Raw genomic sequence first — 26611 nt, 5'->3', positions numbered from 1 at the left:
TCCCCGTGACGATCGACGAACTCAAGGCCCTCCTCACCCGGTCCACGCAGGGCACCACCCTCACGCTCCCCACCGCAGACCTCGGCACCGGTCCCGCAGCCGGGCTCATCGGCACCTGGCTCGACGGCACGCTCACCGTCACGGACCTTCAGCGCGAGGACCACGACGACAGCGTGGTCGTGAACGGCACGCTCACCGTCACCGGCCTCGGCCTCACCGACCTGCCGGTCCACGGGATCGAGTTCGGCCTCGACCCCCTCGACCACCACCCCACCCTCTACGTCCCGCTGGTCGTCCCCGAGGACTGGACCTTCGCCACCTCCTTCTCCGCCACCGACGGCAGCGACCTGGCTGCCCTCACCTTCCCGGTGCCGCCCGCGCTCCTGCTCACCTCGGCGGCCCGGCCCGCGTGCCACGGGCACCCGGCGCTGGACCCCGGCCTGACCTTCCACGCCTCCCAGGTGAACGACCCGCAGCAGCTCGGCGGCCTCGCCGCGCTGCTCCGGTCCCGGCCCGGGGACCTGTCGCTCAGCGGACCGGTCGTACGCCGCCCCGCCAAGGGCCCGGCCGGCGAGGTCCGTACCGATATCGCGCTGCGCTCATCTCCCCGGCCGGACGGGGAGCTGTCGGCCTCCTTCCACCTGTCGGCCGGCTCGTGCGGCGAGGGGACGGACGGCTCCTCGGCCACGTACGGCCTGCGGCTGGCCGCGGATCTGGTCCTCGGGCAGGCGGGCGGGGCGACGATCAGCGCTCCGCTCCCCTCCGGCGGCGATGCGCTCGCCCTCAGTGCCGACCGGCTTCCCGAGAAGCTGTCGCCCGACGACCTCGCCGCGTGGAACGGCACCGGCGCTGCGGTCCACCAGCTCGTCGACCAGCAGGGTTTCCCGCTCGGCGACTCCCTCCGCCTCACCGGGATCACCGCCACCATCGATCCCTCAGCATTCGACGAGGGCGGGTTGGCGACAGCCCTGACCCAGGTCACCGCCACCGTCGAGACCACGCCGGACACGACGTGGCCGATCGCGGGGGACGACCTCGCCCTGACCGGCGTCGGCGCCACGCTGACCGTCACGAACCCGCTCCAGGACTCCCGCTCGGCGAAGGTCACCGGTCGCGGTGACTTCCTCGTCGCGGGCGACGTCAGCCTCCATGCCACCGCGGAGATTCCGCCCGGCACCTTCCGGCTCACCCTCGACGAGAGCACGCCGGCCGAACTGCGGGACGTGCTCCAGCGCTTCCTGCCGCACGCCGACCTCAGCGGAGTGCCCGAGCTGACGCTGAAGAAGTTCTCCGGCACCGCGACGCCCAAGAAGGGCGCGTACCAGGTGCAGGCGTCCGTGTCCTCCGCATGGCACCTCGACATCGGCGCCGCCCGCATCACGCTCACCGAGGCCGGGCTGGAGCTGGCGCGCGAGCGCGGCGAGGACACCCCCGATGGCGCGGAACAGCAGCAGGCGGACAGCGGTTCGGTGACCACCGGCACCCTGTCGGCCAAAGCCGGACTCGGCCCGGCCTCGGGTGGTGACGGCGATGACCCCCTCGTGACGTTCTCCGCCAAGTGGGAACTCCCCGGCACCTTCGCGCTCGACGGGAACTTCCGCGACCTCGACCTGACCGAGCTCCTGAAGTCCCTCGCCTGCCGGGCCGACGTACCGCTGCCCACCGGCCTGCCGCAGGTCTCCCTCCACCACCCCGCTGTGACCGTACGGCTGGGGAACGCACTGGCGGGGCAGCCGGCCGAGGGCAGGAGCTACGAGCTGACCGCCCGTGCCACGGCGACGTTCGACGCGGCGCAGCTGACGTTCTTCGGCAAGGCCGCCAAGAAGGCGGGGGCGGCACCCTGTTCGCCGCCGCCTTCTGGCAGCAGGACTGGGACTGGTCTCCGGGGAAGGTGGCGGGCTGGGCCCCGGACCTCGGTTTCCTCGACGGCATCACCTTCGCCAAGTCCGGGCTTGCCATCAGCTCCGCCGACGGGGTGACCGTCGACGCCGGAGCCAACCCGCCCGACACCTTGCCCGCCACGCTGGACACGGGCCTCACGTTCTTCACCGAGCTGGAACTGACGGGCCCGCTGGCGCCGTTGAAGGCGCTGTTCCAGGACTCCAGCGGCATCCACCTGACGGCACGGCTCACCACACCGGTCCAGGAGTCCGAGTTCACCGCGTCCATCGCGGAGCAGAAGACCCGCGAGGGCTTCGGCGGCCTGACTCTCACGCTGCGCCCGGCACGGCGGGAGGTGTCGCTCCAGACCTCGTGGAACTTCACCGTTCCGGCTGTCGGGTCCGCTCCTGCGACTCTGCTGCAGTTCGTGGCCGGCGGGGCTCTCAAGGGCACGGAGTTCCACCTCTTCCTGGCGCTCAAGCCCGCTGGTCCCGGTGCACCGGAAGCCGCCGGACGACCTGCGCCACACCAACTCGCCTACGCACTCCGGGCCCCCGGGCACACGCTGCTCACGGCGGACCCCGTCCCCGGGCCCGACGGCCGCCTCACCCACGACGCGACGCCGCACCGGGCGGGCGAGACCACCCACAGCGCGGTGCGCAGCACCGCGATCCGCCTCGCCGGTCTCACCGAGCTGCCTTCATCCGACGACCTGCCTACGTGGAAGAACGCCTTCGGCATCGAGGGCTTCGACGTCCAGGGCTTCTACCTGCAGATCGGATACGGGGCGGAAACCGGGCTCACCCTGGGCGGGGGCGGTTCGGTGGTCATCGGCGACGCCGCCCTGAAGCTCGACATCGAGGGCGGGTTCAATCCGGAGCCGTACGTCACCGTTTTCCGCTTCGACCTGGCGGCCGTCCACCAGGACACCGGCATCTCGATCTGGGACCTGCTCGCCGTCCTCGACACCCCGCCGGACCAGTTCGGCTTCCTGAAGCAGATCGCGCTCCGCAAGCTGGCGACATGTGTGGTCACCGCTCCCGGCGGCTGGACCAACCCCGTGACCGACGAGGAGTGGAAACAGGGCTTCTACGCCAAGGGAGACATCGACTTCTTCGGCAACAACTGGCGCTTCGAGGTCAACGTCAGCGACGACGGCCTCTACGCCTACAGCAACATCGCCCAACCCCTGAAGCTGGCTGACGTCTTCACCCTCTCGGACGCGAGCGGAACCAGGGGGCCCCAGTACCTCCTCGACACCCGCGGCATCCGCACCGGCCACCTCCCGGCGAAGATCTTCACCCTCTCCGGCAAGCTCGACCTCCTCGGTCTGTCGGTCTCGATCGACGCGCAACTCGGCAACGAGGGCTTCGCCTTCACGATCGCCGCGAACCTGCTGGACATCCTGCACGCGGATCTGAGCTGCACCCTCAACAGCACCGGACTGAAGGCCTCGGCCCAGGTCGAGCTGGACTTCGACGTCACCATTCCACGGGGCGTGGTGCTCGGCGGCGTCCCGGTGCCCGCAGGAAACCTGGTGGGCATCCACGCGGGAGGCAGCTTCGCCCTGACCGTCGACGGGAATGGCGCCACCCTCCACCTGACGGCGGACTGCCACGCGTCCCTGCTCGACGTGCACCTGATCGACTTCAGCCTCGACCAGCAGTTCACGATCGTGAAATGGGGCGATATCACCTCCTGGCTTGAGCGCAACCCGGAGAAACTCTTCGAGTCGCTGGGCGAAGGCATCTGGGACGCCGTGAAGAATTGCGCCACGACCACCGCTGCGGAGCTCAGCTGATACCAGTCTCGCTGTCACATGCCGCCCAGGAGTGTTCATGCGGCAGGTGTGCCCACCCGTAGCCGGTTGCCGTCAGGGTCACGCAGTTCCATCGCGTGCCCACGGAGCGTCGGTCCACGCGGCCATGTGGGAGAGGCGGTGGACGCTGCCGGCGCAGAGGCCGACGTGGTGCAGGTCGTCGAAGAAGAAGACCAGGTCGCCGGCGTGGAGTTGGCTCCAGGTGAGGCCGGTCGGTGCGGGGCCCGTGCAGGGAGCCGGAGCGTATCGAGCATCAGGCCGCCCGGGGCGTGCGGGCAGGAGTTGCCAGTCCGGCTCCCAGCGCGCTGCCGACAAGAAGGCCCACGCCGTGGTTGTTGGTGAGGAGGCAGAGGACAAGACCTGCGGCGGGGATGAGGAGCGCCATCCGCCGCAGGGCGACGACGCTGCCGCGCGCCGCGTACCAAGTGGCGAGCGCGCCCACGAGGCCGCAGATCGCCACGGAGTCCCCGCCGCCACGGAGGCTCCAGCCGGCCATGCTCACCGCCTGCGCCGTCACGCCGCTCGCCGCGAAGACCAGCACCGTCCGCCAGGACCCGAACCGCCGCTCGGCGAGCGGGGCGACGACCACGAGCGCGGCCAGGTTGAACAGGAGTTGGAACCAGCCCGATGACTGCACCGTCAAGGCGGTCACGGCTCGCCACCACGCACCATGAGGGTGCCGCCCGAGCGCGTCGATCATGGCGGGGGCGACCGTCTGGGCCACGCCGAGCACCACCATGGCGGCCACCAGCACCGCGGCGGCCCTCGGGACGGGCTGCCGCCACGCCCGCAGCAAGGCCAGGGGGACGGACTTCTCCTCGCAGTCCTTCGTGGCGAGCGATGCCAGGAGCTGGAAGCCCGACACGATGACGATCACCGCGCACCCGTAGAGCAACACACTGTGCATGTTCATGATCGAAGCCTGCCAGATGGCGCAGCCGCACCGACAGGCACTGCCACGAACGGCGACGCCCGCCACCTGCCCCGGTGGGCATGAACGCCACGGGAAGTGACACGCCGACCGGCCGCAGGTTCCCGCCGCGGACCCACGCCATCGACGTCATGGCGTCGCCGCATTGCTGAGCTGCTCCCTGATGCGGCCTGGGCTGCTGTATTCGGACGGTCAACGCCGCCCCTGGATCGCGGAATTCATCATGGGCGCACCACTCCGCGCGTACCATTTCCCGGATGGTGCACCGCGGCAGGGGGGCGTGTGACGATAGTTGAGCTTCGCGCAGCGACATACGGAACATATGCGCTACTCGTGGCCATATCTGCAGCTTCGGTCACCATTGCAAAAATATTCAAGTCCCGCCGGATCGGCGGAGTGATTCGTACGGCTTGCCTACTGCTGACGGTGGCGGTCGCCGCACTTTTTTACGCGCTGGCGTTCGCACTGCATCGGACAGAAGCGACCGTGGCTACGGAGGTGGCTCACCTTTACATCACAACGATCGCACTGAGCGTCGCCTGGGCGCTGACGAATTTCGGCACGAGAAGAGAGTGGGCACGTTTCTGGGATTTCCCTCGACCGGCAGTTCCGGTCGGGATGCAAAGCTGCTCGAAGGTTGACCACCACAGGCTGACCCGCGGCTGGCTTCACGGGTGGATACTCCACCTGGCCGGCGTGGCATTGGTGGCAGTCGACCTGCTCTGCACTTTCATCATCTCCCTGGGGCAGACCTATTGGCTGATCCCGCTTGTCATCTTGGGCGGCATAGCCGGCGTCAAGGTGGCAAATCAAGGACGAGAAAAGAAGCTGCAAGCACGGAGGGCGCACGCTCGCCGCATCGAGTCGCCCAGCGAGCTTCCGCCTGGTTCCTACGTCCTTTACTTGCGGATGTTCGACGTCGATGAAGAACACGCCTTCGTCATACCTGCCCGCAGAATCACCATGGATCTCACCGACATGCTCCTGGCCGGGAGTAGTGAGGAGGAAGATCTCGCCATGGCGATGAGGCCCGTAGGCCCCATGATCGCTGTGGGAATTCCGGGCGAGGAGTTGCCCCACGCGGGAGCCATGAGGATGTACCTTCCGAAAACAGACTGGAAGCCGGTGGTGGGCCAGCTCATCAAATATGCTCGCTTGGTCGTGATCGAGCTGGGAACCGGCGCCGGAACGATGTGGGAAGTGATGCAGTCGCTGAGCACCCTACCGCCGCAAAGGTTGCTGCTCATCACCCCTGAGGGGATGCCGGACGGTGATTATGAGCGGGTGCGCAAGCACTTGAGGAGGGAAATGCATGGGAAGGGAAAGCTGCGGAAGAGTGCCTATGCGGCATCACACTCACGCCACGGATTACCTCCTCGACCGGGCAGAGGGAACCCCCATGGCCGAGGGATCGGTTTCATGCACTTTTCGGAGGGCTGGAGGGCGGCTTCCTCGACCGGATTCCAGCTTCCTTGGCATCCGACAATGGATTTCTTCAGCGTCATAACCAAAGCCCTCACCCCTCTGTTCGACGAGCTGAGGGCCTACGAGGAGAGGACCGGTAGGTTCTGGGGTTGACGCTATGCCTGTACGTCGGGTCCGGATGGGGATGTCGACGAGGTGGAGTGCGGCCTGGTGGGCGATGGCGGTCTGCCGGTCCGTGTGGCCCGGCTACCCCACTGCTTGAAGCGGTTGATGCGACGTTCGGCGGAGCTCCGCTGCTTGTGGGCCTCGCGGTCGCTCCCGCCAGGTGCCGAGGGGACGAAACCCCGGCGGTGGGCGGCGGCCCCGAAGGGCGGATTCCCTGTGCCTCGGTGGACCTACGTTTCGATCATGCCGGGACCCGGAGAGTCCGGCGTGATTCCCAAGGTCAGAGCGGCGTATAGCCTGGGGAAATGCTGACAGAAGTCATTGCGACCCGATATGTGACACCCCTGCGAGAGGGGGGATCACTGCCGGGGATCGTCGAGGCCGACGACCTCGGCACGTACGTCATGAAATTCACCGGTGCGGGCCAGGGGCGGAAGACCCTGATCGCGGAGATCATCTGCGGGCAGCTGGCGCGGCGGCTGGGGCTGCGGGTGCCGGAGCTGGTGCGGATGCAGCTCGACCCGGTGATCGGGCTGGGCGAGCCCGACCAGGAGGTTCAGGAGCTGCTCAAGGCGAGCGGCGGGCTCAACCTCGGGATGGACTACCTGCCCGGGTCCCTCGGATTCGATCCGCTCGCGTTCGAGGTGGGCGCGCGGGAGGCGGGCCGTGTGGTGTGGTTCGACGCGCTGATCAACAACGTCGACCGGTCCTGGCGCAACCCCAACCTCCTGGTCTGGCACGGCAAGCTCTGGCTGATCGACCACGGCGCCACGATGATCTGGCACCACAACTGGCCCGGCGCGGAGAAGGCCGCGGTCAAGCCGTACGACGCCTCCGATCACGTGCTGGCGACCTTCGCGCCCGATCTCGCCTCGGCCGCGGCGGAGTTCGCCCCGCAGATCACCGAGGGCCTGCTCGCCGAGGTCGCCGCCGACGTCCCCGACGAGTGGCTGGTCGACGAGCCCGGCTTCGCCTCCCCGGACGAGGTGCGCGCCGCGTACATCCGGACGCTGCTGGCCCGCTCCGAGGTCATCGGCGATCACATCACCCTGGGGGAGCGGACCCCGGACGGACCGTCCCGGGCGCCCGAGTGGCTGGCCGGCAAGCTTCCCCCGCGGAGGGCAGTGAAGTGACCGGACTGCACAACGGACGCGACGTCTTCGAGTACGCGCTCCTGAAGGTCGTGCCCCGCGTCGAACGCGGCGAGATGATCAACGCCGGAGTGGTCGTCTACTGCGGCGCCCACCGGTTCGTCGAGGCCCGCACCCACCTCGACGAGGCCCGGCTGCTGGCGCTGGACCCGGCCGCCGACGTGGAGGGCGTACGCGCCGCCCTCGCCGCCGTCGAGGGCGTCTGCCACGGCGGCGAGCGGGCGGGGCAGGCGGCGGGCGAGGACGCCGGCCGCCGCTTCCGGTGGCTCATCGCGCCGCGCTCCACGATCGTCCAGCCGGGACCGGTGCACACCGGCCTGACCTGCGATCCCACGGTGGAGGCCGGGCGGCTGCTGGAGCTGCTGGTGCGCTGAGCGGCGCGGTACGGGGAGAGGGAGCCGGAGCGGGGCCACGGGCCGCGCTCCGGCTCCCGTGCGTGGAGGGGCGGCTCGCGCGCGGGTGAGCTGCGTAACGGCGCGGCGATGGGCGTTGACAGGGGGTTGCCGGGCTTCTAGCGTCACCGGTGCTGGAGATACTAAGCGGTTGCTCACTCCGGGCACGGTGCGGCACACCGCTTGTCGAGGTCGGTTCCGAGCTAGGGAGAACCCGCATGTCCACCACCGAGCAGCGCGTCGCCATCGTGACGGGCGGAGCCCGCGGCATCGGCGCCGCCACCGCGGTCCGGCTGGCCGCCGAGGGCCGCGCCGTCGCCGTACTCGACCTCGACGAGGCGGCCTGCAAGGACACCGTCGGCACGATCACCGCGGCCGGTGGCCGGGCCCTCGCGGTGGGCTGCGACGTCTCGGACGCCGGGCAGGTCGAGGCGGCCGTGGACCGGGTCGCCGCCGAACTCGGCGCCCCCACCGTCCTCGTCAACAACGCCGGTGTCCTCCGCGACAACCTGCTCTTCAAGATGAGCGACACCGACTGGGACACCGTCATGAACGTCCACCTGCGGGGCGCGTTCCTGATGGCGCGCGCCTGCCAGAAGCACATGGTGGACGCGGGCTTCGGCCGGATCGTCAACCTCTCGTCCAGCTCCGCGCTCGGCAACCGCGGCCAGGTCAACTACTCCGCCGCCAAGGCCGGTCTCCAGGGCTTCACCAAGACCCTCGCCATCGAGCTGGGCAAGTTCGGCATCACCGCCAACGCCGTCGCCCCCGGCTTCATCGCCACCGACATGACCGCCGCCACCGCCGAACGCGTCGGCATGGGCTTCGAGGACTTCCAGGCCGCGGCCGCCACCCAGATCCCGGTACGGCGCGTCGGCGAGCCCGCGGACATCGCCAACGCCATCGCCTTCTTCACCGGCGACGCGGCCGGCTTCGTCTCCGGCCAGGTCATGTACGTCGCCGGCGGCCCGCTCAACTGACCGCACCACCCACCGGGAGAAACCACACATGACCGAGCAGCACAGCGCGCTCCCCGCCCTCTCCGGCAAGGTGGCGCTGATCACCGGCGCCAGCCGCGGTATCGGCTACGGCATCGCCGAGGCGCTGGTGGCCCGCGGCGACCGGGTCGTCATCACCGGCCGCAACGAGGACGCCCTCGAGGAGGCCGCCGAGCGGCTCGGCGCGGAGCGCGTGATCGGCGTCGCGGGCAAGGCGCACGACGAGGCCCACCAGGCCGTCGCCGTCGAGCGGGCGATGGAGACTTTCGGCCGCGTCGACTACCTGGTCAACAACGCCGGGACCAACCCGGTCTTCGGCCCCCTCGCCGACCTCGGCCTCGACGTCGCCCGCAAGATCTTCGAGACCAATGTGCTCTCCGCACTCGGCTTCGCCCAGCGCACCTGGCACGCCTGGCAGAAGGAGAACGGCGGCGCGATCGTCAACATCGCCTCCATCGCCGGCGTCAACGCCTCGCCGTTCATCGGCGCGTACGGCGTGAGCAAGGCGGCGATGGTCAACCTCTCACAGCAGCTGGCGCACGAGTTCGCGCCCGTGGTCCGCGTCAACTCCATCGCGCCCGCGGTGGTCAAGACGAAGTTCGCCGCGGCGCTCTACGAGAACCGTGAGGAGGAGGCCGCGGCCTCCTACCCCATGGGGCGGCTGGGCGTGCCGGAGGACATCGGGGGCGCCGCCGCGTTCCTGCTCTCCGACGCGTCGGGCTGGATCACCGGCCAGACCCTCGTCGTCGACGGCGGACTCGCCCTCAACGCCGGGCTGTAGCCGGACGGCCGGGACACCGGCCCTTCCAGCGGCGGGGCGCCGGCCACTGCGGGCCGGCGCCCCGCGCATGTCCGAGACGTGGCCGGACCCTCCTGACCTGGGACGGGGCCCGCGCGGTGCGGCGTTGTCAGTGGTCGCCGGTAGGTTCTGGAGTGCGAGATACCGAACGCACACCGGAGGTTGTTCACGTGGTCACCGACACGCTGCCCGAGTCCTGGCGCGGCGCCCTCGGCGAGGAGCTGGCGAAGCCCTACGTCGAGGAGCTGGCCGGTTTCGTGGCGCAGGAGCGGGCCCAGGGCCCGGTCTACCCGCCGCACGACGAGGTCTTCGCGGCGCTGGAGGCCACACCGTACGACCAGGTGAAGGTCCTCATCCTCGGCCAGGATCCGTACCACGGCGCCGGGCAGGGCCACGGTCTGTGCTTCTCGGTGCGGCCCGGCGTCAAGACCCCGCCGTCGCTGCGGAACATCTACAAGGAGATGCAGGAGGAGCTGGGCCTCCCCGTGCCGGACAACGGCTACCTGATGCCGTGGGCCCGCCAGGGCGTCCTGCTGCTCAACGCCGTGCTCACCGTCCGCGAGGGCGAGGCCAACTCCCACAAGGGCAAGGGCTGGGAGAAGATCACCGACGCCGTGATCCGCGCCGTCGCCGCCCGCCCCGACCCGGCGGTCTTCGTCCTCTGGGGCAATTACGCCAAGAAGAAGCTGCCGCTGATCGACCAGGAGCGCCATGCGGTGGTGCAGGGCGCGCACCCCTCGCCCCTGTCGGCGAAGAAGTTCTTCGGCTCCCGCCCGTTCACCCGGATCAACGAGGCGGTCGCGGCCCAGGGACACACCCCGATCGACTGGCGCATCCCCGACCTGGGCTGACGGGGCCCGGTGCGGCCCGGGTCCGGGCGGGCCGCCGCGCGTCCCGGGCGTGGCGCCCACACCGCGCGGGGGCGGCGCCCGGCGGTTAGCGTCGGGAAGCAGCGGCGGGTGCCGGAGCCGCGGCGGACCGACGTGGGAGCGAGCGTGACGGAGCGGCAGCAGGAGCGGACGGCCGAGGGCGGCGTCCCGACCCGGATCGGCCAGGCGGTCATACTGCACCGCGCCGGAGACCGGGAGGAGGCACGCAACCGCCTCGCCGCCCTCTGGCAGGAGATCGGCCCGGCCGCCGACCCGCTCCACCGCTCCACCCTCGCCCACTACCTCGCCGCCACCCAGGACACGCCGCAGGCCCGCCTCACCTGGGACCTCACCGCCCTGGAAGCGGCCGAGGGCTTCGTCACCACACGGGGCGCCGGCACGCCGGGCGCGGACGTCGCCGGGCCGGCGGGCCTTCCCGGCAGCGGGGCCGACGGGGCGTACGTGGCGGGGAGTGGGTCCGTCCTGGCCCGGGACGTGACGGAGGCCCCTGGCGCGGTCGCCGGACCGGCCGTGCCGGACGAGCGGCCGGGCGGTGGCGAGGACACGCGGGCGCGCGGCGGCCCGAGCGGCGGCCCGGCGGAAGCCGGCGAGCCCCGCACCGACGACGGCCGGGCCCGGGGCGACGGCCTCGGCAGGGGCGGCGAACCCGGTGGGCCCGGCAGACCGTTGGCCGGGCTCCGCGCGCTCTTCCCGGTACTGCACCTCAGCCTCGTCACCGACTACGCCGCACTGGGACGCCCCGCGGACGCCCGCACACATCTGCTGCGCGCCCGTACCTGGACCGCCGCCCTCCCCGACGGCGCCCACCGCCAGACGCTGTACGCCGAGATCGACCGCCTCGGGGCGCGGCTGGAGTAAGACCCGGGGCAGCGGTGGGACAAGTGCCGCACCAGGGCCGGGTGCCGTACCGGCGCCCGGCCCGGCGCCGAGGCTGGACCAGCCGTTGACCGGCATCTGCCAGGCCGCGCGGCGCGCCGAGACCGGCCGCCGCTGACCGGCGCCGCACCAGGGCCGGGCGGTGCGGCGAATCCCGGCCGCCGCTGATGGCACCGCGCCGAGGCTGAGCACCGCGAGGGCTCAGCACCGCGCCAGGGCCGGGCACGGCGAGACAGCACCCGGACCGGGCACGGCGAGAGCTGAGCGCCGTGCCAGGACCGGGCTCCGATACCGATACGGGGCCGCGCCGTGGCTCGTCGGCACCGCGACGGGCGGCCTCGGTACGCGCCGGTCCCGGCCCTCGGTCCTGTGCGTAGCGGGGCCGCCCGACCAGCCGGTCCGGCCGTCGGCGTCACCGTCGCAGGGCTCGGCCGGGGGTCAGCCGTAGGTCTGCCGGCAGATCCGCAGTGCCGCGCCGTTCTGCTGCCAGCGGCCGTACTTCCGTCCCAGCGCGCACAGTTCCGCGCCGGACGGCAGTTTGCCGAGGCGGGGCGGCCGGGAGGGCGGGGGCGGTGCGGGCGCGCGTTCCCGGGCGGGCGCGCCCGCGGGCGGCAGCGGCCGGGCGCCGGGCCCCGTACCGTGGCGGGTGCCGCCGTGCTGCGGGGGCCGGACGGGCGGCGATACGACCCGGTGGGCGGTGCCGGACCGCCGGGGCGAGGGCTGGGGGCCCACCGGCCCGAGCCGGTCCCGCGGGGCCAACGGCGCGGTGGGACCGGCTCGGCCGATGGGGGCGGGTGGCGCGGGGTGAGAGCCTCCGGGAGCCGGCCGGGCGGGGAGTGTCACGCACCCGGTGGTGGCCGCCGCGACCATCACCGAGAGGACGACGAGAGCGGACAAACGGTGCATCCTTGCAGCTTTGCCCGGCCGTACGGGCAGGGGAAGTCCCCGCAGGGGTGATCGCGAAGGTGCCCGGACGACGCGGGGACGCCCAGGCGGAGGCGTGCGGAGCGGTCGGGTTCCGCCGCCCGGGAGGTCTGTCCACCGGGGCACGGACCGCGCGGATCCACGGCCCTTCGGCACCGGGGCGGCCCGTCCGGGCGGCGGCCCCGCCGGGCCGCGTCCCGGCCTCCGGCCCGTAAACTCCCCGTCCGGACAGCCCGCCGCCGGGCGGCCGACCGGCATCGGGAGAGCGTATGAGGATCGGCTGTATCGGACTCGGGGACATCGCGCGGAAGGCGTATCTGCCGGTGCTCGCGGCCCGGCCCGGGGTGGAACTGCATCTGCAGACCCGGACCCCGGCCACGCTCCGGGAGGTCGCCGCCGCCCACCGGATCCCCGCCGCGCAGTGCCACGCCGATCTCGACGCGCTGCTCGCCGCCGGGCCCGACGCCGCGTTCGTCCACGCCCCGACCGCCGCGCACCCGGAGATCATCACCCGGCTCCTCGACGCCGGGGTGCCGACCTATGTCGACAAACCGCTCGCGTACGACCTGGCGGACGCCCGGCGTCTCGTCGGCCTGGCCGAGGAGCGCGGTGTCGGCCTCGCCGTCGGCTTCAACCGCCGCTACGCCCCCGGGTACGCCGACTGCCTCACGCACCCCCGCGAGCTGATCCTGCTCCAGAAGAACCGCACCGGGATGCCCGAGGCCCCGCGGACCATGGTGTTCGACGACTTCATCCACGTCGTCGACTCCCTGCGCTTCCTGGCCCCCGGGGAGATCGAGCACATCGACGTCCGCGCCCGGATCCGCGGCGGGCTGATGGAGCACGTCGTCCTCCAGCTCTCCGGCGACGGGTTCACCGCGATCGGCACCATGAACCGCCGCAGCGGCTCGGCCGAGGAGATCCTCGACGTCTCCGGCGGCGACGCCCGCCGTCAGGTCGTCAACCTCGGCGACGTCATCGACCACCACGGCGCGCCTGTGCTCCGGCGGCGCCCCGACTGGGTGCCGGTCGCCCGCCAGCGCGGCATCGAACAGGCCGTCTCCGCCTTCCTCGACGCCGTACGGGCCGGGCAGCGGCCGTGCGCCCGTGACGCGCTGCGCACCCACGAACTGTGCGAACGCCTCGTCACGGACGCGCTCGCCCGGACCTGACCCGCCGCACCGTCCCCACCGCGCCCGCCAGGACCAGCGCCACCGCCGCCCCGTACACCGGCCAGTCGCCGAGCCGGGTGTACGGGCTGGTGCCGCGGGCGAGCGGTACGTCGTACACGGCGGCGGCGCTGCGGTCGGTGGCCAGCCGTTCGCCGACCGGCTCGCCCCGGGGGCCGTAGACCGCGCTGATGCCGGTGAGCGTGGCGTGCACCATCGGGCGCCAGGTCTCGGCGGCGCGCAGCGCGCCGAGCGAGGCGTGCTGCGCGGGCGCCCAGCTGTCCTGGAACGACGAGGTCGACGACTGCGCGACCAGCACGCGCGCACCGTCGGCGGCCAGGCTCCGGCTCATGTCGGGGAACGCCGTCTCGAAGCAGATCAGCGGGCCGATGTGCAGTCCGCGCGCGGCGGGCAGATCCATCACCAGCTGGCGGGTGCCGCGCATCCGGTCGGTGGCCGCCGCCTTGCCCACGTGGGTCGCCCAGCCCAGCAGCGGCCGGGCCGGGATCGCCTCGCCGAACGGCACCAGCCGCATCTTGGCGTACCGGTCGCCGGTCGGTCCGTCCGGCCCCACCAGCACCGCGCTCTTGTAGATCCCGGGCCGCCCGGCACGCGGCGCGTCCACCCCGACCAGCAGATCCGCCCCGGTGCTCCGGGACAGTGCGGCGAGCCGCCCGGCCAGTGCCGGATCGTCCGCCGGATCCCGGGTCAGACTGCTCTCGCCCCAGACCACCAGGCGTACACCCCGGCCCGCCAGCTGCCGGGTCAGCGCCTCGCCGCGCGCCAGCCGCTCACCGGGCCCGCCGTCCGGCCCCGGCTGGACGACCGCGACCCGCACCGTGCCGTCGGGGCGCGGTACGGGCGCCGCGTACCGGACGCAGGTCACCGCCGCCGCGCACACGGCCAGCGCGGCGACGGCGACCGTACGGGCCCGGCGGAGCGCGACCAGCTGCGTCAGCGCGGTGTTCACCCCGACGATCACCAGGCTCACCAGCCACACCCCGCCCAGCGAGGCGAGCCGCAGCGCGGGCGGCACCTGCCACTGCCCGGCGCCCAGCAGCCCCCACGGGCCGCCCAACTGCTCCCAGGACCTGACCAGTTCGACCATCAGCCAGCCGGACGGCACCAGCACCAGGGCGGCCAGGCACCGCCGCGCTCCGGGCGCACCGCCCAGCAGTATCCGCACCAGCGGCCCCCACGGCGCCCACAACGCCCCGAGCAGTGCCCCCAGCACGAGCAGGAAGACGTGCAGACTCGGCAGCAGCCAGTGGTGCACCGCCACCATGAACCCGAGGCCGCCGAGCCACGCCTCCAGCGCCGCCCGCCGGTTCGTCCGGGCCGTCCGCAGCAGCGACAGCCACGGGACGAGGGAGACGTACGCCGTCCACCACAGCGACGGCGCGGGGAAGGCGAGCGCCGGCAACGCACCGCACAGCGGCGCCGCGGCGGCCCGCAACCACCGCGACCGGCGGCGCGGCGGCGCCGCCGTCCCGGGCGGCGCGGTGGTGGCGGCACTCGGTGTGGCCATGCGTTCCCCTTCCGGCAGCGCCGTCCGGGCCCGCTCCGGCGGCGGGCGACGCGGCCAGTCTGCGCGCTTCGGTCCGGTTGCGGACAGGGGGCGGCGGCGAACCCCACCGTTCCGGGGGCCCGCGGGCGGCTGAGCGGCCGAACACCGCGCCCCGCTGAACGGGGACGCGGCGTCAGGTCCGCTCAGCCCACCAGCGCGGACTCCCCGGCGGACCCGGTGGCGCGCGGTGCGCCGGAGCCGTCGGCGAACTGGGTGCGGTACAGCTCGGCGTAGCGCCCGTCCGCGGCGAGCAGCGTGTCGTGGGTGCCGCGTTCGACGATGCGTCCGCCCTCGACCACCAGGATCTCGTCGGCGGCGCGGACCGTGGACAGCCGGTGCGCGATCACCACCGAGGTACGGCCCGCCAGCGCCTCGGTGAGGGCCTCCTGCACCGCCGCCTCCGAGCTGTTGTCCAGATGGGCGGTGGCCTCGTCGAGGATGACCACCCGCGGCCGGGCGAGGAGCAGCCGGGCGATGGTCAGCCGCTGCCGCTCGCCGCCGGAGAGGCGGTAGCCGCGCTCCCCGACGACGGTGTCCAGCCCGTCCGGCAGCGACCGGATCAGCTCCGCCAACCGGGCCCGCCGCAGCGCGTCCCACAGGTCGTCCTCGGCGGCGTCGTACCGGGCGAGCAGCAGGTTCTCCCGGATCGTGGCGTGGAAGAGATGGCCGTCCTGGGTGACCATGCCGAGCGTGTCGCGCAGCGACTCGGCGGTCAGGTCCCGGACGTCGACCCCGCCGATCCGCACCGCTCCGGCGTCGACGTCGTACAGCCGCGGCAGCAGCTGCGCGATGGTCGACTTCCCGGCGCCCGAGGAGCCGACGAGGGCGACCATCCGGCCCGGCTCGGCGCGGAAGGAGACGTCGTGCAGCACGCGTTCGCCGCCGCGGGTGTCGAGGACGGCGACCTCCTCCAGGGAGGCGAGCGAGACCTTGTCGGCGGACGGGTAGCCGAAACGTACGGCGTCGAACTCGACGGACACCGGGCCCTCGGGGACCGCGCGGGCGTCCGGCTTCTGCGTGATCAGCGGCTCCAGGTCGAGCACCTCGAAGACCCGCTCGAAGCTGACCAGCGCGCTCATCACCTCGATGTGCGCGCCGGACAGCGCGGTCAGCGGCGCGTAGAGCCGGGTCAGCAGCAGCGCCAGGGAGACGACCGCGCCCGGCTGAAGGCTGCCGCGCAGCGCCAGCTGGCCGCCGAGCCCGTAGACGACGGCCAGCGCCAGCGCGGAGACGAGGGTGAGGGCGGTGACGAAGGACGTCTGGACCATCGCGGTGCGCACCCCGATGTCCCTGACGCGCGCGGCCCGTTCGGCGAACTCGGCCGACTCACGGGCCGGCCGCCCCATCAGCTTGACGAGGGTGGCGCCGGGCGCGGAGAACCGTTCGGTCATCCGGGTGCCCATCGCGGCGTTGTGGTCGGCGCCCTCCCGGCGCAGCGCGGCCAGCCGCCGCCCCACCCGGCGGGCGGGCAGCACGAACACCGGCAGCAGCACCAGCGCGATCAGCGTGATCTGCCAGGACAGGCCGAGCATCACCACGAGGGTCAGCAGCAGTGTCACAAGATTGCTGACCACGCCGGAGAGAGTGTCGCTGAAAGCCCGCTGCGCGCCGATCACATCGTTGTTGAGCCGGCTGACGAGCGCGCCGGTCCGGGTCCGGGTGAAGAACGCGACCGGCATCCGCTGCACGTGGTCGTAGACGGTGGTCCGCAGATCGAGGATCAGCCCCTCGCCGATGCTCGCCGACAGCCACCGGGTGAGCATCCCCAGGCCCGCCTCGGCGAGCGCGATCCCCGCGATCAGCCCGGCGATGCCGAGGACGAGCCCGCCGGATCCGTGGTGGACGATCGCGTCGACGACCCGCCCGGCCAGCAGCGGCGTCACCACCGCTCCCGCCGCGGTGACGGTGCTCAGGACGAGGAACCACACCAGGCGCCGCCGGTGCGGCCGGGCGAAGGCGGCGATCCGGCGCAGCGTGGCGCGCGACAGACGCCGGCTGCCCTGTTGAGCGGTGGCCGTGCCGTGCAGCGCGTGCCAGGCGGTGACTTCCATGTCCATCGCGGTCTCCTGTCATCGATACCTCAAGGGCGCCGCGGTACGGCGGCAGAACGGAAACCTAGAACCTCAAGCATTGTTGAGGTCAAGGGGCGGCGATCCCTCCGGTCCACCTCCCGGGCGTACGGCACCGCGGGGAGCGGCCCGGCGGTGACACGGCGCGGCCGGGACGACCCCCGGCGCGCGGACGGCTACGCTCCCTTGCCATGTCTGTTCACACCGTGGAAATCGACGCCCTCCAGGGCGGACCCGCCGACCTCGCCCAGTACCGCGGCAAGGCCGTACTCGTCGTCAACGTCGCCTCCAAGTGCGGCCTCACCCCGCAGTACTCCGCACTGGAGCAGCTGCACGCCCGCTACGCCCCGCGCGGCTTCACCGTCCTCGGCGTGCCCTGCAACCAGTTCATGGGCCAGGAGCCCGGCACCGCCGAGGAGATCGCGCAGTTCTGCTCCGCGACGTACGGCGTCACCTTCCCGATGACAGAGAAGATCGACGTCAACGGCGACGCCCGGCACGCCCTCTACACCCAGCTCACCGACGCGCCGGACGCCGAGGGCTACACCGGCGACATCCGCTGGAACTTCGAGAAGTTCCTCATCGCCCCCGACGGCTCCGTGGCCGCCCGCTTCTCCCCGAAGACGGAACCGGACGCCCCGGAGGTCATCGCGGCGGTGGAGGCACAGCTGCCGGAGTGAGGGACGGGCGCGCATCCGCCGTGGCGGGTGCGCGTCCTGAGGGGGCGGCGGGGGCACGAGCACCGTCAGCTCGCGGCCGCCCCCTTCGCGTACGCCTCCCGGGCCTACCCGGCTCAGCTTCCGGCGTCCCCGCCCGTCCCCTTCGGCGGTGGGTCGTGGCGGCGGGAGTGGGGGATGACGGGCTCCTCCTCCGCGGTGGCGGGCGGGCGGCGGTCCCCGGGGCTCGGGGGCGCGTCGGCCGCGGGGCGGGCGACGGGGACCGGTGCGCCGGAGCGCCACTCCCGCAACAGCTGGTCGAAGATCGGGGTGGCCTCCTCCCGGCGCCTGGCCTGCGGCGCCGGGGGCACGGGGGATGTCGGGGGGAGAGCGCGGCGCCGGAAGGGGGGACCGGCGTTCTGCTTGGCGTCCATGACCGGACTCAACCAGCCGGGCCGGTGGGGGGTTGCGGGCGTGACGCGGGGATCGCCTCAGATGCGCCTGCGCCGGTGACGGGCAGAAGATACGTTCCCTCGCGCGTCGCGGTTGACATGTCACCGCGCCGGGCAGGCGGCCCACAGCCGGGCGGGCGTCGCGCCGTCCGGCGGCAGCGGGCGAACGGCCCGGGGCGCGTCACCCGGACCGCGCCGCACGGGCCCGCGATCGGAGTGACGGGAGAGGGGCGCGCAGGGTGTCAAGGCGATCTTCGGCCGGTCCGCCCCCGGGGCGCGGGCGACGGGGGAGCGATGATTCCTCCGGCGTGCGGGCGTGTGCCCTGCCGGCCCGCCCCGGCGGGTGCCGTGAACACGCTCGATGTGCCGGATGTCCCGCCTCCGAAAGCCGTCCCGATCGGCCCCTGCCCGCCCACCGGCGGCCGGATGTCGTCTACAGTTGCAGAAGTCTGCAATTCAACAGTTGGCGCGGTTGTCGGCGGACCCGGAGCGGAGGCGTGCGTGGGCGGATGGGCCGGAGCGGCAGAGGAACGGACCCCGGGCGCCCGGTGCCGCACGGCGCGGGCCCCGCACCCCGTACGACACCCCGTCGTGGCGGGAGCGCGCGGATGAACGACACCGGAATACCGCTGTACGAGGCGAAGGCCGCGTTCTTCCGGGTGCTCGGCCATCCGGTGCGCATCCGGGTGCTGGAGCTGCTCCAGGAGGGCCCGTTGCCGGTACGGAGACTGCGGGGCGCGATCGGCGTCGGACCGGCGGCGCTCTCCCAGCAGCTCGCGGTCCTGCGCCGCTCCGGCATCGTCACCGCCACCCGCACCGGCACCACCGTCGTCTACGAGCTGACCGGCGGCGACGTCCCCGGTCTGCTGGGCGCCGCCCGCCGGACCCTTCCCGTGGTGCGGTCCGGCCACGGTGAACTCCCCGCGGGCCCGGGGCGGGTGGACGAGGAGCGGGTCGCGGCGCGGCCGCCCCGCGTCCGGGAGGCGTCATGAGCGAAGCGGCAGGGAGCGGAGCAGGTGTGAGCGGTACGGGAACGAGCGGGGCGCGGCGCCGGGCGCGCGCCGCCGGTGCGGCGCCGTGGGGCGTGGCCGGGGGCGGCGCGCGACGCACCGACCGGGTGGCTCGCCGGGTGGGGCCCGCGTGCCACCGTGACCGGGGCAGGCCGTCCGGCGGCCTCGCCGGGTGAGCGCCGTGCCCGGCGCCGCACGGCGGAAGGGGCCTCCGCCGTGGCGCGCGGTCCACTCGCGCACCTGCCTGCCGGCCACCGGCGCCCAGGACGCCCGCCGCCCGTGCGCCGGCCCGCACCACCATCCGTACGACGAGGGCACGGTCGCCTCCCGGGGGCGGCGCCCCTGTCCGTGGCGTCCGGCCGGCGGGCGGACCGCGGCGCGCTGCGGGGTGCGCCGGCGCGCCGTGCCGACGGGGCGGCGCACCGGCCGGCCCATCGGCCGTCCGCCCGTCCGGCCGTCGGCTCCGCCGCGCGTGCTCGCACTGCTCTCCGGGCACCGTACGCACCCGACGACCCGTCAGGTTCTGCTCTACATAGCCGTGGGTCATCTCGTGGCGGGCTTCTTGGCCCTGCTCGTCTACCTGGGGCGGCACGCGGGCACCTGATGTCCGCCGCGGAGTCCGTCGGCTCCACCGGGAAGCGGCGCCCTCGTCCACGGGACGGGGCGCCGCTTCCGTGTGTGCCGGGTGCCGTCCGGCGGGGGCGGACGGGCGGCGGAAAAACCGAAGGCAAGGAGGTCACCGCCTCCTTGCCACTCTCAACGTATAGCTGACGGGGGGCCTTGCGGCAAGGCCCCCTCGGTGCCGCACAATCGCGGATCCAGGCCCTGTCGCCGTATTTCCCGTCTTCCCTGTCACCCCGGCGCGCCTGTCGTGGCGCCGTCGGTTCGTCCCGGTACGTCCCGATCCGGTGGGTGCCGAGGGGAGGGGAGGCGGCAGGTCCGGGGCCCGGGACGGTTGCGGAAGAGGAGAGCTACGAGGTGTGTGCGGTGCGGGCGGTTCACGGCGGGTACGGGGGCGGCGGGCCGTCGGCAGGGGGCACGGGCCGGGTGGGTGCGCCGGCCGGCGTCGCGGGCCAAGCCGGGGCGGAGGCGCGGGGATGACGTCGGAGACCAGCGCGTTCGATCTTCCCGGGCGGCTCGCGGCCAAGGCCGATCCGGGGCTGATCGCCGAGGACGAGCGGCACTTCGCCGCCCTCGCGGAGAGCCTGGAGCGGTCGGTCGCCGAACTGTCCGGCCGGCTCGCCGAGGTGCAGCAGGGGCCGGGCGGTGCGGGACGGGAGGCGATGGAGCGGGACCTGGAGGCGCACCGGCTGAGCGGCCGGCTGCGCACCCTGCGCCGCTTCGGGCTCGATCTGTGCCTGGGGCGGATGGTCGCCGCGGACGACCCCGAGCCGGTGTACATCGGGCGGCTCGGCCTCACCGACGGCAGCGGGCGCCGGCTGCTGACCGACTGGCGTTCCCCCGCGGCCGAGCCGTTCTTCGCCGCGACCCACGCCGACCCGATGGGGCTGGTCAGCCGCCGCAGATACCGCTGGACCGGCGGCCGCGTCGGCGACTACTGGGACGAGGTGTTCACCGCCGACGGGCTCGACGGGCACGCCGCCCTCGACGATCAGTCCGCCTTCCTCGCGAGTCTGGGCGGCAGCCGGTCGGCCCGGATGCGGGATGTGCTCGCCACCCTCCAGGCCGATCAGTCCGCCGTCATCAGGGCGGACTCGCGGGGCGCGCTCGTCGTCGACGGCGGTCCGGGCACCGGCAAGACCGTCGTCGCCCTCCACCGCACCGCCCACCTCCTGTACGCCGATCCCCGCCTGGGGCACCGCCGGGGCGGCGTCCTCTTCGTCGGCCCGCACCAGCCGTATCTCGCGTACGTCGCCGACGTCCTGCCCAGCCTCGGTGAGGAGGGCGTACGGACCTGCACGGTGCGTGATCTCGTCCCCGAGGGGGCCGCGGCGGTGCCGGAGGCCGATCCGGAGGCGGCGCGGCTGAAGGCGTCCGTGGGGATGGTGCGCGCGATCGAGGAGGCGGTCCGGCTCTACGAGGAGCCGCCCGCCGAGGGGCGGGAGGTCACCACGGCGTGGGGTGAGGTGCGGCTCGGCCCGGCCGACTGGGCCCACGCGTTCGGCGCGGTGCCGCCGGGCACTCCGCACAACGACGCGCGGGAGGCGATCTGGGAGGAGCTGGTGGCGATCCTGCGGGACAAGTGCGGCGCGGCGGTGGCGGCCGAGGAGTTCGGCCGGGAGCTGCGGCGGGACCGGGAGCTGCGGCGGGACCTCCACCGTGCCTGGCCGACGCTGGACGCCGCCGAGCTGGTCGGCGACCTGTGGGCGGTCCCCGCGTACCTGCGCAGGTGCGCGCCGTGGCTGTCCCCGGACGACGTCCGAAGGCTCCGGCGCCCGGAGGGCTCGGCCTGGACGGTCGCCGATCTGCCGCTGCTGGACGCGGCGCGGCAGCGGCTCGGCGATCCGGAGGCGGCGCCGCGTGCGCGGCGGCGGGCGGCGGTGGCGGCCGCCGAGCGGGCGCGGATGGCCGACGTCATCGACCACCTCGTCGCCGCCGATGCCGACGGCGAGGGCGCGGTGACCATGCTGCGCCACCAGGACCTGCGAGAACGCCTGGCCGACGAGGGTGCGCTGCCGGCGGGGGAGACGGATCCGTTCGCCGGGCCGTTCGCGCACATCGTGGTGGACGAGGCCCAGGAGCTGACCGACGCGGAGTGGCGGATGCTGCTGTCGCGCTGCCCGTCGCGGAGCTTCACGCTCGTCGGGGACCGGGCCCAGGCCCGGCGCGGCTTCCCCGAGTCGTGGCGGGAGCGGCTGGAGCGGGTCGGCCTCCACCGGATCGACGTCGCCTCGCTGGGCATCAACTACCGCACGCCGCGGGAGGTCATGACGGAGGCGGAGAAGGTCATCCGCGCGGCGCTGCCGGACGCCAATGTGCCCCTCTCCGTCCGCCGGGGCGGCGTCCCCGTCACGTACGGGTCGGTCACGGAGCGGGACGCGGTGCTGGACGCCTGGCTCGCCGGGCAGGACGACGGGATCGCCTGTGTCATCGGCGATCCGGAGTTCCGGCCGGTGCCACGGGTGCGCTCGCTCACCCCGGAGCTGGCGAAGGGCCTCGAATTCGATCTGGTGGTCCTCGTCGATCCGGAGGCGTTCGGCACGGGCACCGCGGGGGCGGTGGACCGGTACGTCGCGATGACGCGGGCGACCGGGCGGCTCGTCGTCCTCAGCCGCCGCCGGGACGGTGCGGCCGCCGCGCGTTCCGGCGGAAGTCGCGTACCGCCCCACTACACATAAAGGAGACATAAGCGCAGAATGGAGAGGTGCGGTACTCCACCGCGATACGGCCAGGCTTGCGGACGAAGGAGGCGAGTCGCATGGCCGACGTCTCACACCACAGGGGAGATCTCGCAGGTCACCCCGATGTTTCGGAGATGCAGGCCCGGTACGAGCGGGTGCTCGGCGGGCGTGATGTGGCACTCGTGGACGGGCCGGTCTTCCTCGTCGGTCTGTTCTGCGCGGTCTCACCGTGGATCGTGCACTTCACCGCGAGCCAGCCGGCGCTGATGACCCACAACCTGATCATGGGCGTCGCCATCGTCGCGCTGGGCCTCGGCTTCACCGTCCGGCCCGCCCGGATGTACGGACTGAGCTGGGCGATGTGCGCCATGGGCATCTGGATGATCATCGCGCCCTGGATCGTCGGCAGCGGCCCGGACCGGGGCGTGATCTGGACCAACGCGATCATCGGCGGTCTGACGTGCCTGCTCGGGCTGATCTGCGTCGCGGTGTCCGGCAGAAGCCGGCACCACGGCTGATCCGCGCACGGCCATCGGCCGTGCGGACGCCACTGCGGCCGGTGCCCGTGAGCGGGCACCGGCCGCCGTCGTGTTCGCGGGCGCCGTCAGCCGCCGGCGCGGGCGGTGTCGCCCGGGGCGGCCGGGGACTCCTCGGCCGGTGCGGGGGCCGGTGCGGCGGACCCGGCCGGGGCGCCCGCCGGGGCCGGGGCGCGGCCCAGCAGCCGGGTCGCGCGGCGCGCCACCGGCTCGGTGAAGCGGGCGGCCAGCGGCCCGAGGATCACCAGGATCAGTACGTACGCGGTGGCCAGTGGGCCGATGCGGGGCTCGACACCGACCGCGAGACCGGCGATGACGATGGAGAACTCGCCGCGGGCCACCAGCGTGCCGCCGGTCCGCCAGCGTCCCGCCGTACGCACCCCGGCGCGGCGCGCGGCGAACCACCCGGTGGCGATCTTGGTGCCGGCGGTGATCACGGCCAGGATCAGCGCGGGGACGAGGACCGGCGGGATCGCCGCCGGATCGGTGTTGAGACCGAAGAAGACGAAGAACACCGCGGCGAACAGGTCCCGCATCGGTGCCAGCAGATGGTGCGCGCCCTCGGCCACCTCACCGGAGAGCGCGATGCCGACGAGGAACGCGCCGACCGCCGCCGACACCTGCAACTGCTGCGCCACCCCGGCGACCAGCACCGTCAGCCCCAGCACCACCAGCAGCAGCATCTCCGGGTTGTCCGAGGAGACCGCCCGGCTGATGAGTCTGCCGTGCCGCAGCGCCACGTACAGGACCGCGCCGACGGTACCGAGCGAGATCAGCAGGGTCAGGCTGCCGCCCGCCAGACTCAGACCGGCCAGCAGCGCGGTCAGCAGCGGCAGGTAGACCGCCATCGCCAGGTCCTCGATGACGAGGACGCCGAGGATCACCGGCGTCTCGCGGTTGCCCAGCCGCCCGAGGTCGCCGAGCACCTTGGCGATCACCCCCGACGACGAGATCCAGGTGACACCGGCCAGCGCCACCGCGGCCACCGGCCCCCACCCGAGCACCAGCGCGGCCACCGCGCCCGGTACGGCGTTCAGCGCGAAGTCGACGATCCCGGAGGGGTATTGCGTCTTGAGGTTGGTGACCAGCTCCGAGGCGCTGTACTCCAGGCCCAGCAGGAGCAGCAGCAGGATGACGCCGATCTCGGCGCCGGTGGAGACGAATTCCTCACTGGCGTTGAGCGGCAGCAGCCCCCCGTGGCCGAAGGCGAGTCCGGCGAGCAGGTAGAGCGGAATCGGTGAGAATCCCACCCGCCCCGCGAGCCGGCCGAGTATGCCCAGGCCGAGGATGATGGCCCCGAGTTCGATGAGCAGCGCGGTGGTGTCGTGCACGGGCGGTTACCCTCCGGTGATCAATGCGGCGACGGCGTCCACGCCTTCCCGGGTGCCGACCACGACGAGGGTGTCGCCGATCGCGAAACGGAAGTCCGGGGTGGGCGAGGGCACGGCGTCGGTACGGCGCAGAACGGCGACGATGGACGCGCCGGTACGGGTGCGGGCCGCGGTGGCCCCCAGGGTCCGCCCGGCGTACGGGGAGCGTTTGGTGACCGGGATGTGTTCGGTGACCAGGTCGATCTCCCGGTGCTGGTGGAGGTGGGCGACGGGGTCGGGGAAGAGGAGCTTGGAGAGCGCGCCGGCCTCCTGCGGGGCGAGCGCGACGGAGTCCTGGCAGCTGTCCTCGTCCTGCGGGTCGTGGAAGGCGAGGATGCGGCGGCCGTCCTGGTGGACGACGACCGAGACGTGCCGGCCGCCCTCGGTGTCGAGGTCGTAGCGGGTGCCGACCCCGGGGAGGGGGGTCTTGCCGACGTGGGCCGATGGCTCCATGGAGGTGCTCCCTGCGGGGGTGCGTACAGCGTGCGGGCGTGCGAGGCCCCTGGCCGGACGGACCGGTACGACCGGCCGTCACTGGTCAGGCATTGTGCAGCATCCGGCGCCGGTGACCGGGGCCGGGCGGAGCGGGCCCCGAAGGCGGTGACGAGGTGTCAGCCGGCGCAGTCCATATCGGGAATGCCGCTGCGTGCGCAGGGGGCGAGACGGGGCCTGCGGTGCGGGACGAAACCGTGGGCGTGCGCGGCGGTCCGCCGGACCCGGCGCGGCCGGACCGCGTCGCCGGCGCCGCCGTGCGGACGGTCACCGGAGACGGGGTGCGTGGCGGGGGAGACGGAGGACGGGGCGGTGGTCGGCATGTCCGTTCCTCCCGTTCGTCCCGGAACGTACGGCCGTCCACCACGGAACGGGTGACGGCCGCACAACAGTGCGTTGTCGGCCCCGGCAGTTTAACCCAGCCTTAAATGGCCGGATTTGGGGGATTACGGCGCGGGTGCGGTGCCCGCCGGAGCGGCCCGCGTCCGGCCACCGGGCGCGCTTCCCGCCACGGAATCCGGCGCCGCCGGCCCGGGAATCCCGCCCGCGCCCGCCCGCGGACGCGCGCCGTCTGATGGAGTGGGGTCGTCACCGACCGTCCGCGGCCCGCGGGCGCCGTACCGCCGGAAAGGACCGACGAGAAGATGCCGTTCACCACCCCGCAGCGCACCGGAGACGCCCGATGACCACCGCCGACGACTCCGTACTGCGCCGCACCGAGGGCCACGCCGGACACCTCGTCCTCAACCGGCCCCGGGCGCTCAACTCCCTCACCCACGGCATGGTGCGGCAGCTGTCCGCCGCGCTCGACGCCTGGCGGGACGATCCCGCCGTCGCCACCGTGGTGCTCTCCGGGGCGGGCGAGCGCGGGCTGTGCGCGGGCGGCGACATCCGCGCCATCCACGACGACGTCCGGGACGGCGACACCGCCGCCACCCGCGCCTTCTGGCGCGCCGAGTACCACCTCAACGCGCAGATCGCCCGCTACCCCAAGCCGTTCGTCGCGTTCATGGACGGCATCGTGATGGGCGGCGGTGTCGGCGTCTCCGCGCACGGCGGCGTCCGGATCGTCACCGAACGCTCCCGCGTCGCCATGCCGGAGACCGCCATCGGCTTCGTGCCCGACGTCGGCGGACTCCACCTGCTGGCCGCCGCCCCCGGCGAACTCGGCACCCACCTCGCCCTCACCGGCGCCCCGATGACCGCCGGCGACGCCCTGCTGTGCGGCCTCGCCGACCACTACGTGCCCGCCGCCCGCCTGCCGGAGCTGGCCGCCGCCCTCGCCACCGGCGACGTGGCCGCGGCCGTGGCGCGGTACGCCGAACCCGCGCCCGAGGCTCCGCTCGCCGCCCACCGCGGCTGGATCGACGCCTGCTACGCCGCCGGTGGTGTCGAGGAGATCGTCGACCGGCTGGAGCACAGCGGGGAGCCCGCGGCGAAGAGCGCCGCGCAGAGCCTGCTGGAACTCTCGCCGACGTCGCTGAAGGTCACCCTCGCCGCGCTGCGCCGGGTGCCGCGCCTCGGCTCGCTGGAGCGCGTCCTCGACCAGGACTACCGCATCGCCTCCGCGGCGCTCGCCTCCCCCGACCTGGTGGAGGGTATCCGCGCCCGCATCGTCGACAAGGACCGCGCGCCCCGCTGGACCCCCGCGCACCTGGCGGACGTCACCGACGGCGAGGTCGCCCGGCACTTCCGCTCCCTGGGCCCGGACGAACTGGGCCTGGGCGGCTGACGCCC

The 26611-nt window shown here is 73.4% G+C and carries 24 protein-coding genes; 16 read left to right on the top strand and 8 right to left on the bottom strand.

Translation table 11 applies throughout. The features are described 5' to 3' along the window. Positions 1 to 5 precede the first annotated feature (5 nt). Complete coding sequence (locus ACZ4M8_RS25875) at positions 6 to 1979, top strand: hypothetical protein (protein WP_467611208.1); 1974 nt, start codon at positions 6 to 8, stop codon at positions 1977 to 1979. Continuing rightward, a complete protein-coding gene (locus ACZ4M8_RS25870) occupies positions 1892 to 3682 on the top strand; it encodes a hypothetical protein (RefSeq protein ID WP_467611206.1) in 1791 nt (596 codons plus the stop codon). The genes ACZ4M8_RS25875 and ACZ4M8_RS25870 overlap by 88 nt, the downstream gene beginning before the upstream one ends. A 271-nt stretch (positions 3683 to 3953) precedes the next feature. Here ACZ4M8_RS25870 and ACZ4M8_RS25865 read toward each other — a convergent pair whose 3' ends face one another. Then, the gene (locus tag ACZ4M8_RS25865; RefSeq protein WP_467611204.1) at positions 3954 to 4613 is read right to left on the bottom strand and encodes a rhomboid family intramembrane serine protease; all 660 of its coding nucleotides are present in this window, start codon (positions 4611 to 4613) and stop codon (positions 3954 to 3956) included. Positions 4614 to 4913: 300 nt separating this feature from the next. Between ACZ4M8_RS25865 and ACZ4M8_RS25860 the strand changes: the two genes are divergently transcribed. From ACZ4M8_RS25860 to ACZ4M8_RS25830, 7 genes are all read left to right on the top strand, one after another. Then, positions 4914 to 6209 (top strand): hypothetical protein, encoded by a 1296-nt coding sequence (locus ACZ4M8_RS25860; RefSeq protein WP_467611202.1) that lies wholly within the window; start codon positions 4914 to 4916, stop codon positions 6207 to 6209. A 317-nt stretch (positions 6210 to 6526) separates the two neighbouring features. Next, entirely contained in the window at positions 6527 to 7354 is an 828-nt protein-coding gene (locus ACZ4M8_RS25855) for a HipA family kinase (RefSeq protein ID WP_467611200.1), read from the top strand. After that, positions 7351 to 7746 carry a DUF3037 domain-containing protein gene (locus ACZ4M8_RS25850; RefSeq protein ID WP_467611198.1) on the top strand — a complete coding sequence of 132 codons (396 nt, stop codon included), beginning with the start codon at positions 7351 to 7353 and terminating at the stop codon, positions 7744 to 7746. Before ACZ4M8_RS25855 ends, ACZ4M8_RS25850 begins: the two co-directional genes overlap by 4 nt. 236 nt (positions 7747 to 7982) lie before the next feature. Beyond that, entirely contained in the window at positions 7983 to 8744 is a 762-nt protein-coding gene (gene fabG, locus ACZ4M8_RS25845) for a 3-oxoacyl-ACP reductase FabG (RefSeq protein ID WP_467611196.1), read from the top strand. A 28-nt stretch (positions 8745 to 8772) separates the two neighbouring features. Continuing rightward, complete coding sequence (locus ACZ4M8_RS25840; RefSeq protein WP_467611194.1) at positions 8773 to 9543, top strand: SDR family oxidoreductase; 771 nt, start codon at positions 8773 to 8775, stop codon at positions 9541 to 9543. 188 nt (positions 9544 to 9731) lie between these two features. Further along, on the top strand, positions 9732 to 10412 hold the full coding sequence (locus ACZ4M8_RS25835) for a uracil-DNA glycosylase (RefSeq protein ID WP_467611192.1): 681 nt from the start codon (positions 9732 to 9734) through the stop codon (positions 10410 to 10412). A gap of 144 nt (positions 10413 to 10556) precedes the next feature. Next, entirely contained in the window at positions 10557 to 11309 is a 753-nt protein-coding gene (locus tag ACZ4M8_RS25830) for a hypothetical protein (RefSeq protein ID WP_467611190.1), read from the top strand. 456 nt (positions 11310 to 11765) lie between these two features. Here the strand turns inward: ACZ4M8_RS25830 and ACZ4M8_RS25825 are convergent, their stop codons facing one another. After that, positions 11766 to 12224 (bottom strand): hypothetical protein, encoded by a 459-nt coding sequence (locus ACZ4M8_RS25825; protein WP_467611188.1) that lies wholly within the window; start codon positions 12222 to 12224, stop codon positions 11766 to 11768. A gap of 296 nt (positions 12225 to 12520) precedes the next feature. Here ACZ4M8_RS25825 and ACZ4M8_RS25820 point away from each other — a divergent pair, with 296 nt between their 5' ends. Beyond that, positions 12521 to 13423 carry a Gfo/Idh/MocA family protein gene (locus ACZ4M8_RS25820; protein WP_467611186.1) on the top strand — a complete coding sequence of 301 codons (903 nt, stop codon included), beginning with the start codon at positions 12521 to 12523 and terminating at the stop codon, positions 13421 to 13423. Here ACZ4M8_RS25820 and lnt read toward each other — a convergent pair. After that, on the bottom strand, positions 13398 to 14948 hold the full coding sequence (gene lnt / locus ACZ4M8_RS25815; protein WP_467611184.1) for an apolipoprotein N-acyltransferase: 1551 nt from the start codon (positions 14946 to 14948) through the stop codon (positions 13398 to 13400). The two genes, ACZ4M8_RS25820 and lnt, sit on opposite strands and share 26 nt — an antisense overlap. 182 nt (positions 14949 to 15130) lie before the next feature. Next, on the bottom strand, positions 15131 to 17044 hold the full coding sequence (locus ACZ4M8_RS25810; RefSeq protein ID WP_467611182.1) for an ABC transporter ATP-binding protein: 1914 nt from the start codon (positions 17042 to 17044) through the stop codon (positions 15131 to 15133). 203 nt (positions 17045 to 17247) lie between these two features. Between ACZ4M8_RS25810 and ACZ4M8_RS25805 the strand changes: the two genes are divergently transcribed. Further along, positions 17248 to 17736 carry a glutathione peroxidase gene (locus ACZ4M8_RS25805; protein WP_467611180.1) on the top strand — a complete coding sequence of 163 codons (489 nt, stop codon included), beginning with the start codon at positions 17248 to 17250 and terminating at the stop codon, positions 17734 to 17736. Between the two features lie 113 nt (positions 17737 to 17849). Here ACZ4M8_RS25805 and ACZ4M8_RS25800 read toward each other — a convergent pair whose 3' ends face one another. Further along, positions 17850 to 18146: a hypothetical protein gene (locus ACZ4M8_RS25800; protein WP_467611178.1), complete on the bottom strand. Its 297-nt coding sequence runs from the start codon at positions 18144 to 18146 to the stop codon at positions 17850 to 17852. Positions 18147 to 18772: 626 nt separating this feature from the next. Between ACZ4M8_RS25800 and ACZ4M8_RS25795 the strand changes: the two genes are divergently transcribed. From ACZ4M8_RS25795 to ACZ4M8_RS25780, 4 genes are all read left to right on the top strand, one after another. After that, positions 18773 to 19156, top strand: a complete 384-nt coding sequence (locus ACZ4M8_RS25795) for an ArsR/SmtB family transcription factor (RefSeq protein ID WP_467611176.1) — start codon at positions 18773 to 18775, stop codon at positions 19154 to 19156. Positions 19157 to 19646: 490 nt separating this feature from the next. Further along, on the top strand, positions 19647 to 19778 hold the full coding sequence (locus tag ACZ4M8_RS25790) for a DUF6126 family protein (RefSeq protein ID WP_467611174.1): 132 nt from the start codon (positions 19647 to 19649) through the stop codon (positions 19776 to 19778). Positions 19779 to 20271: 493 nt separating this feature from the next. Beyond that, positions 20272 to 22473, top strand: coding sequence for an RNA polymerase recycling motor ATPase HelR (helR, locus tag ACZ4M8_RS25785; RefSeq protein ID WP_467611172.1), 2202 nt, complete (start codon positions 20272 to 20274; stop codon positions 22471 to 22473). Between the two features lie 80 nt (positions 22474 to 22553). After that, positions 22554 to 22994: an SPW repeat protein gene (locus ACZ4M8_RS25780; protein ID WP_467611170.1), complete on the top strand. Its 441-nt coding sequence runs from the start codon at positions 22554 to 22556 to the stop codon at positions 22992 to 22994. Between the two features lie 86 nt (positions 22995 to 23080). Here ACZ4M8_RS25780 and ACZ4M8_RS25775 read toward each other — a convergent pair whose 3' ends face one another. The 3 genes from ACZ4M8_RS25775 to ACZ4M8_RS25765 all read right to left on the bottom strand — a co-directional run bounded on the left by ACZ4M8_RS25775 (position 23081) and on the right by ACZ4M8_RS25765 (position 25197). Then, positions 23081 to 24343, bottom strand: coding sequence for a cation:proton antiporter (locus tag ACZ4M8_RS25775; protein WP_467611168.1), 1263 nt, complete (start codon positions 24341 to 24343; stop codon positions 23081 to 23083). Between the two features lie 6 nt (positions 24344 to 24349). Next, positions 24350 to 24835 (bottom strand): cation:proton antiporter regulatory subunit, encoded by a 486-nt coding sequence (locus ACZ4M8_RS25770; protein WP_467611166.1) that lies wholly within the window; start codon positions 24833 to 24835, stop codon positions 24350 to 24352. Between the two features lie 158 nt (positions 24836 to 24993). Beyond that, entirely contained in the window at positions 24994 to 25197 is a 204-nt protein-coding gene (locus ACZ4M8_RS25765; RefSeq protein ID WP_467611164.1) for a hypothetical protein, read from the bottom strand. A 359-nt stretch (positions 25198 to 25556) separates the two neighbouring features. Here ACZ4M8_RS25765 and ACZ4M8_RS25760 point away from each other — a divergent pair, with 359 nt between their 5' ends. Further along, positions 25557 to 26606 carry an enoyl-CoA hydratase/isomerase family protein gene (locus ACZ4M8_RS25760; protein ID WP_467611162.1) on the top strand — a complete coding sequence of 350 codons (1050 nt, stop codon included), beginning with the start codon at positions 25557 to 25559 and terminating at the stop codon, positions 26604 to 26606. Positions 26607 to 26611: the final 5 nt, after the last annotated feature.

This window comes from Streptomyces sp. NPDC027185 (assembly GCF_055567035.1).
Note: the sequence above shows the minus strand (reverse complement) of the source record. Positions and strands in the feature narration are given on the sequence as shown.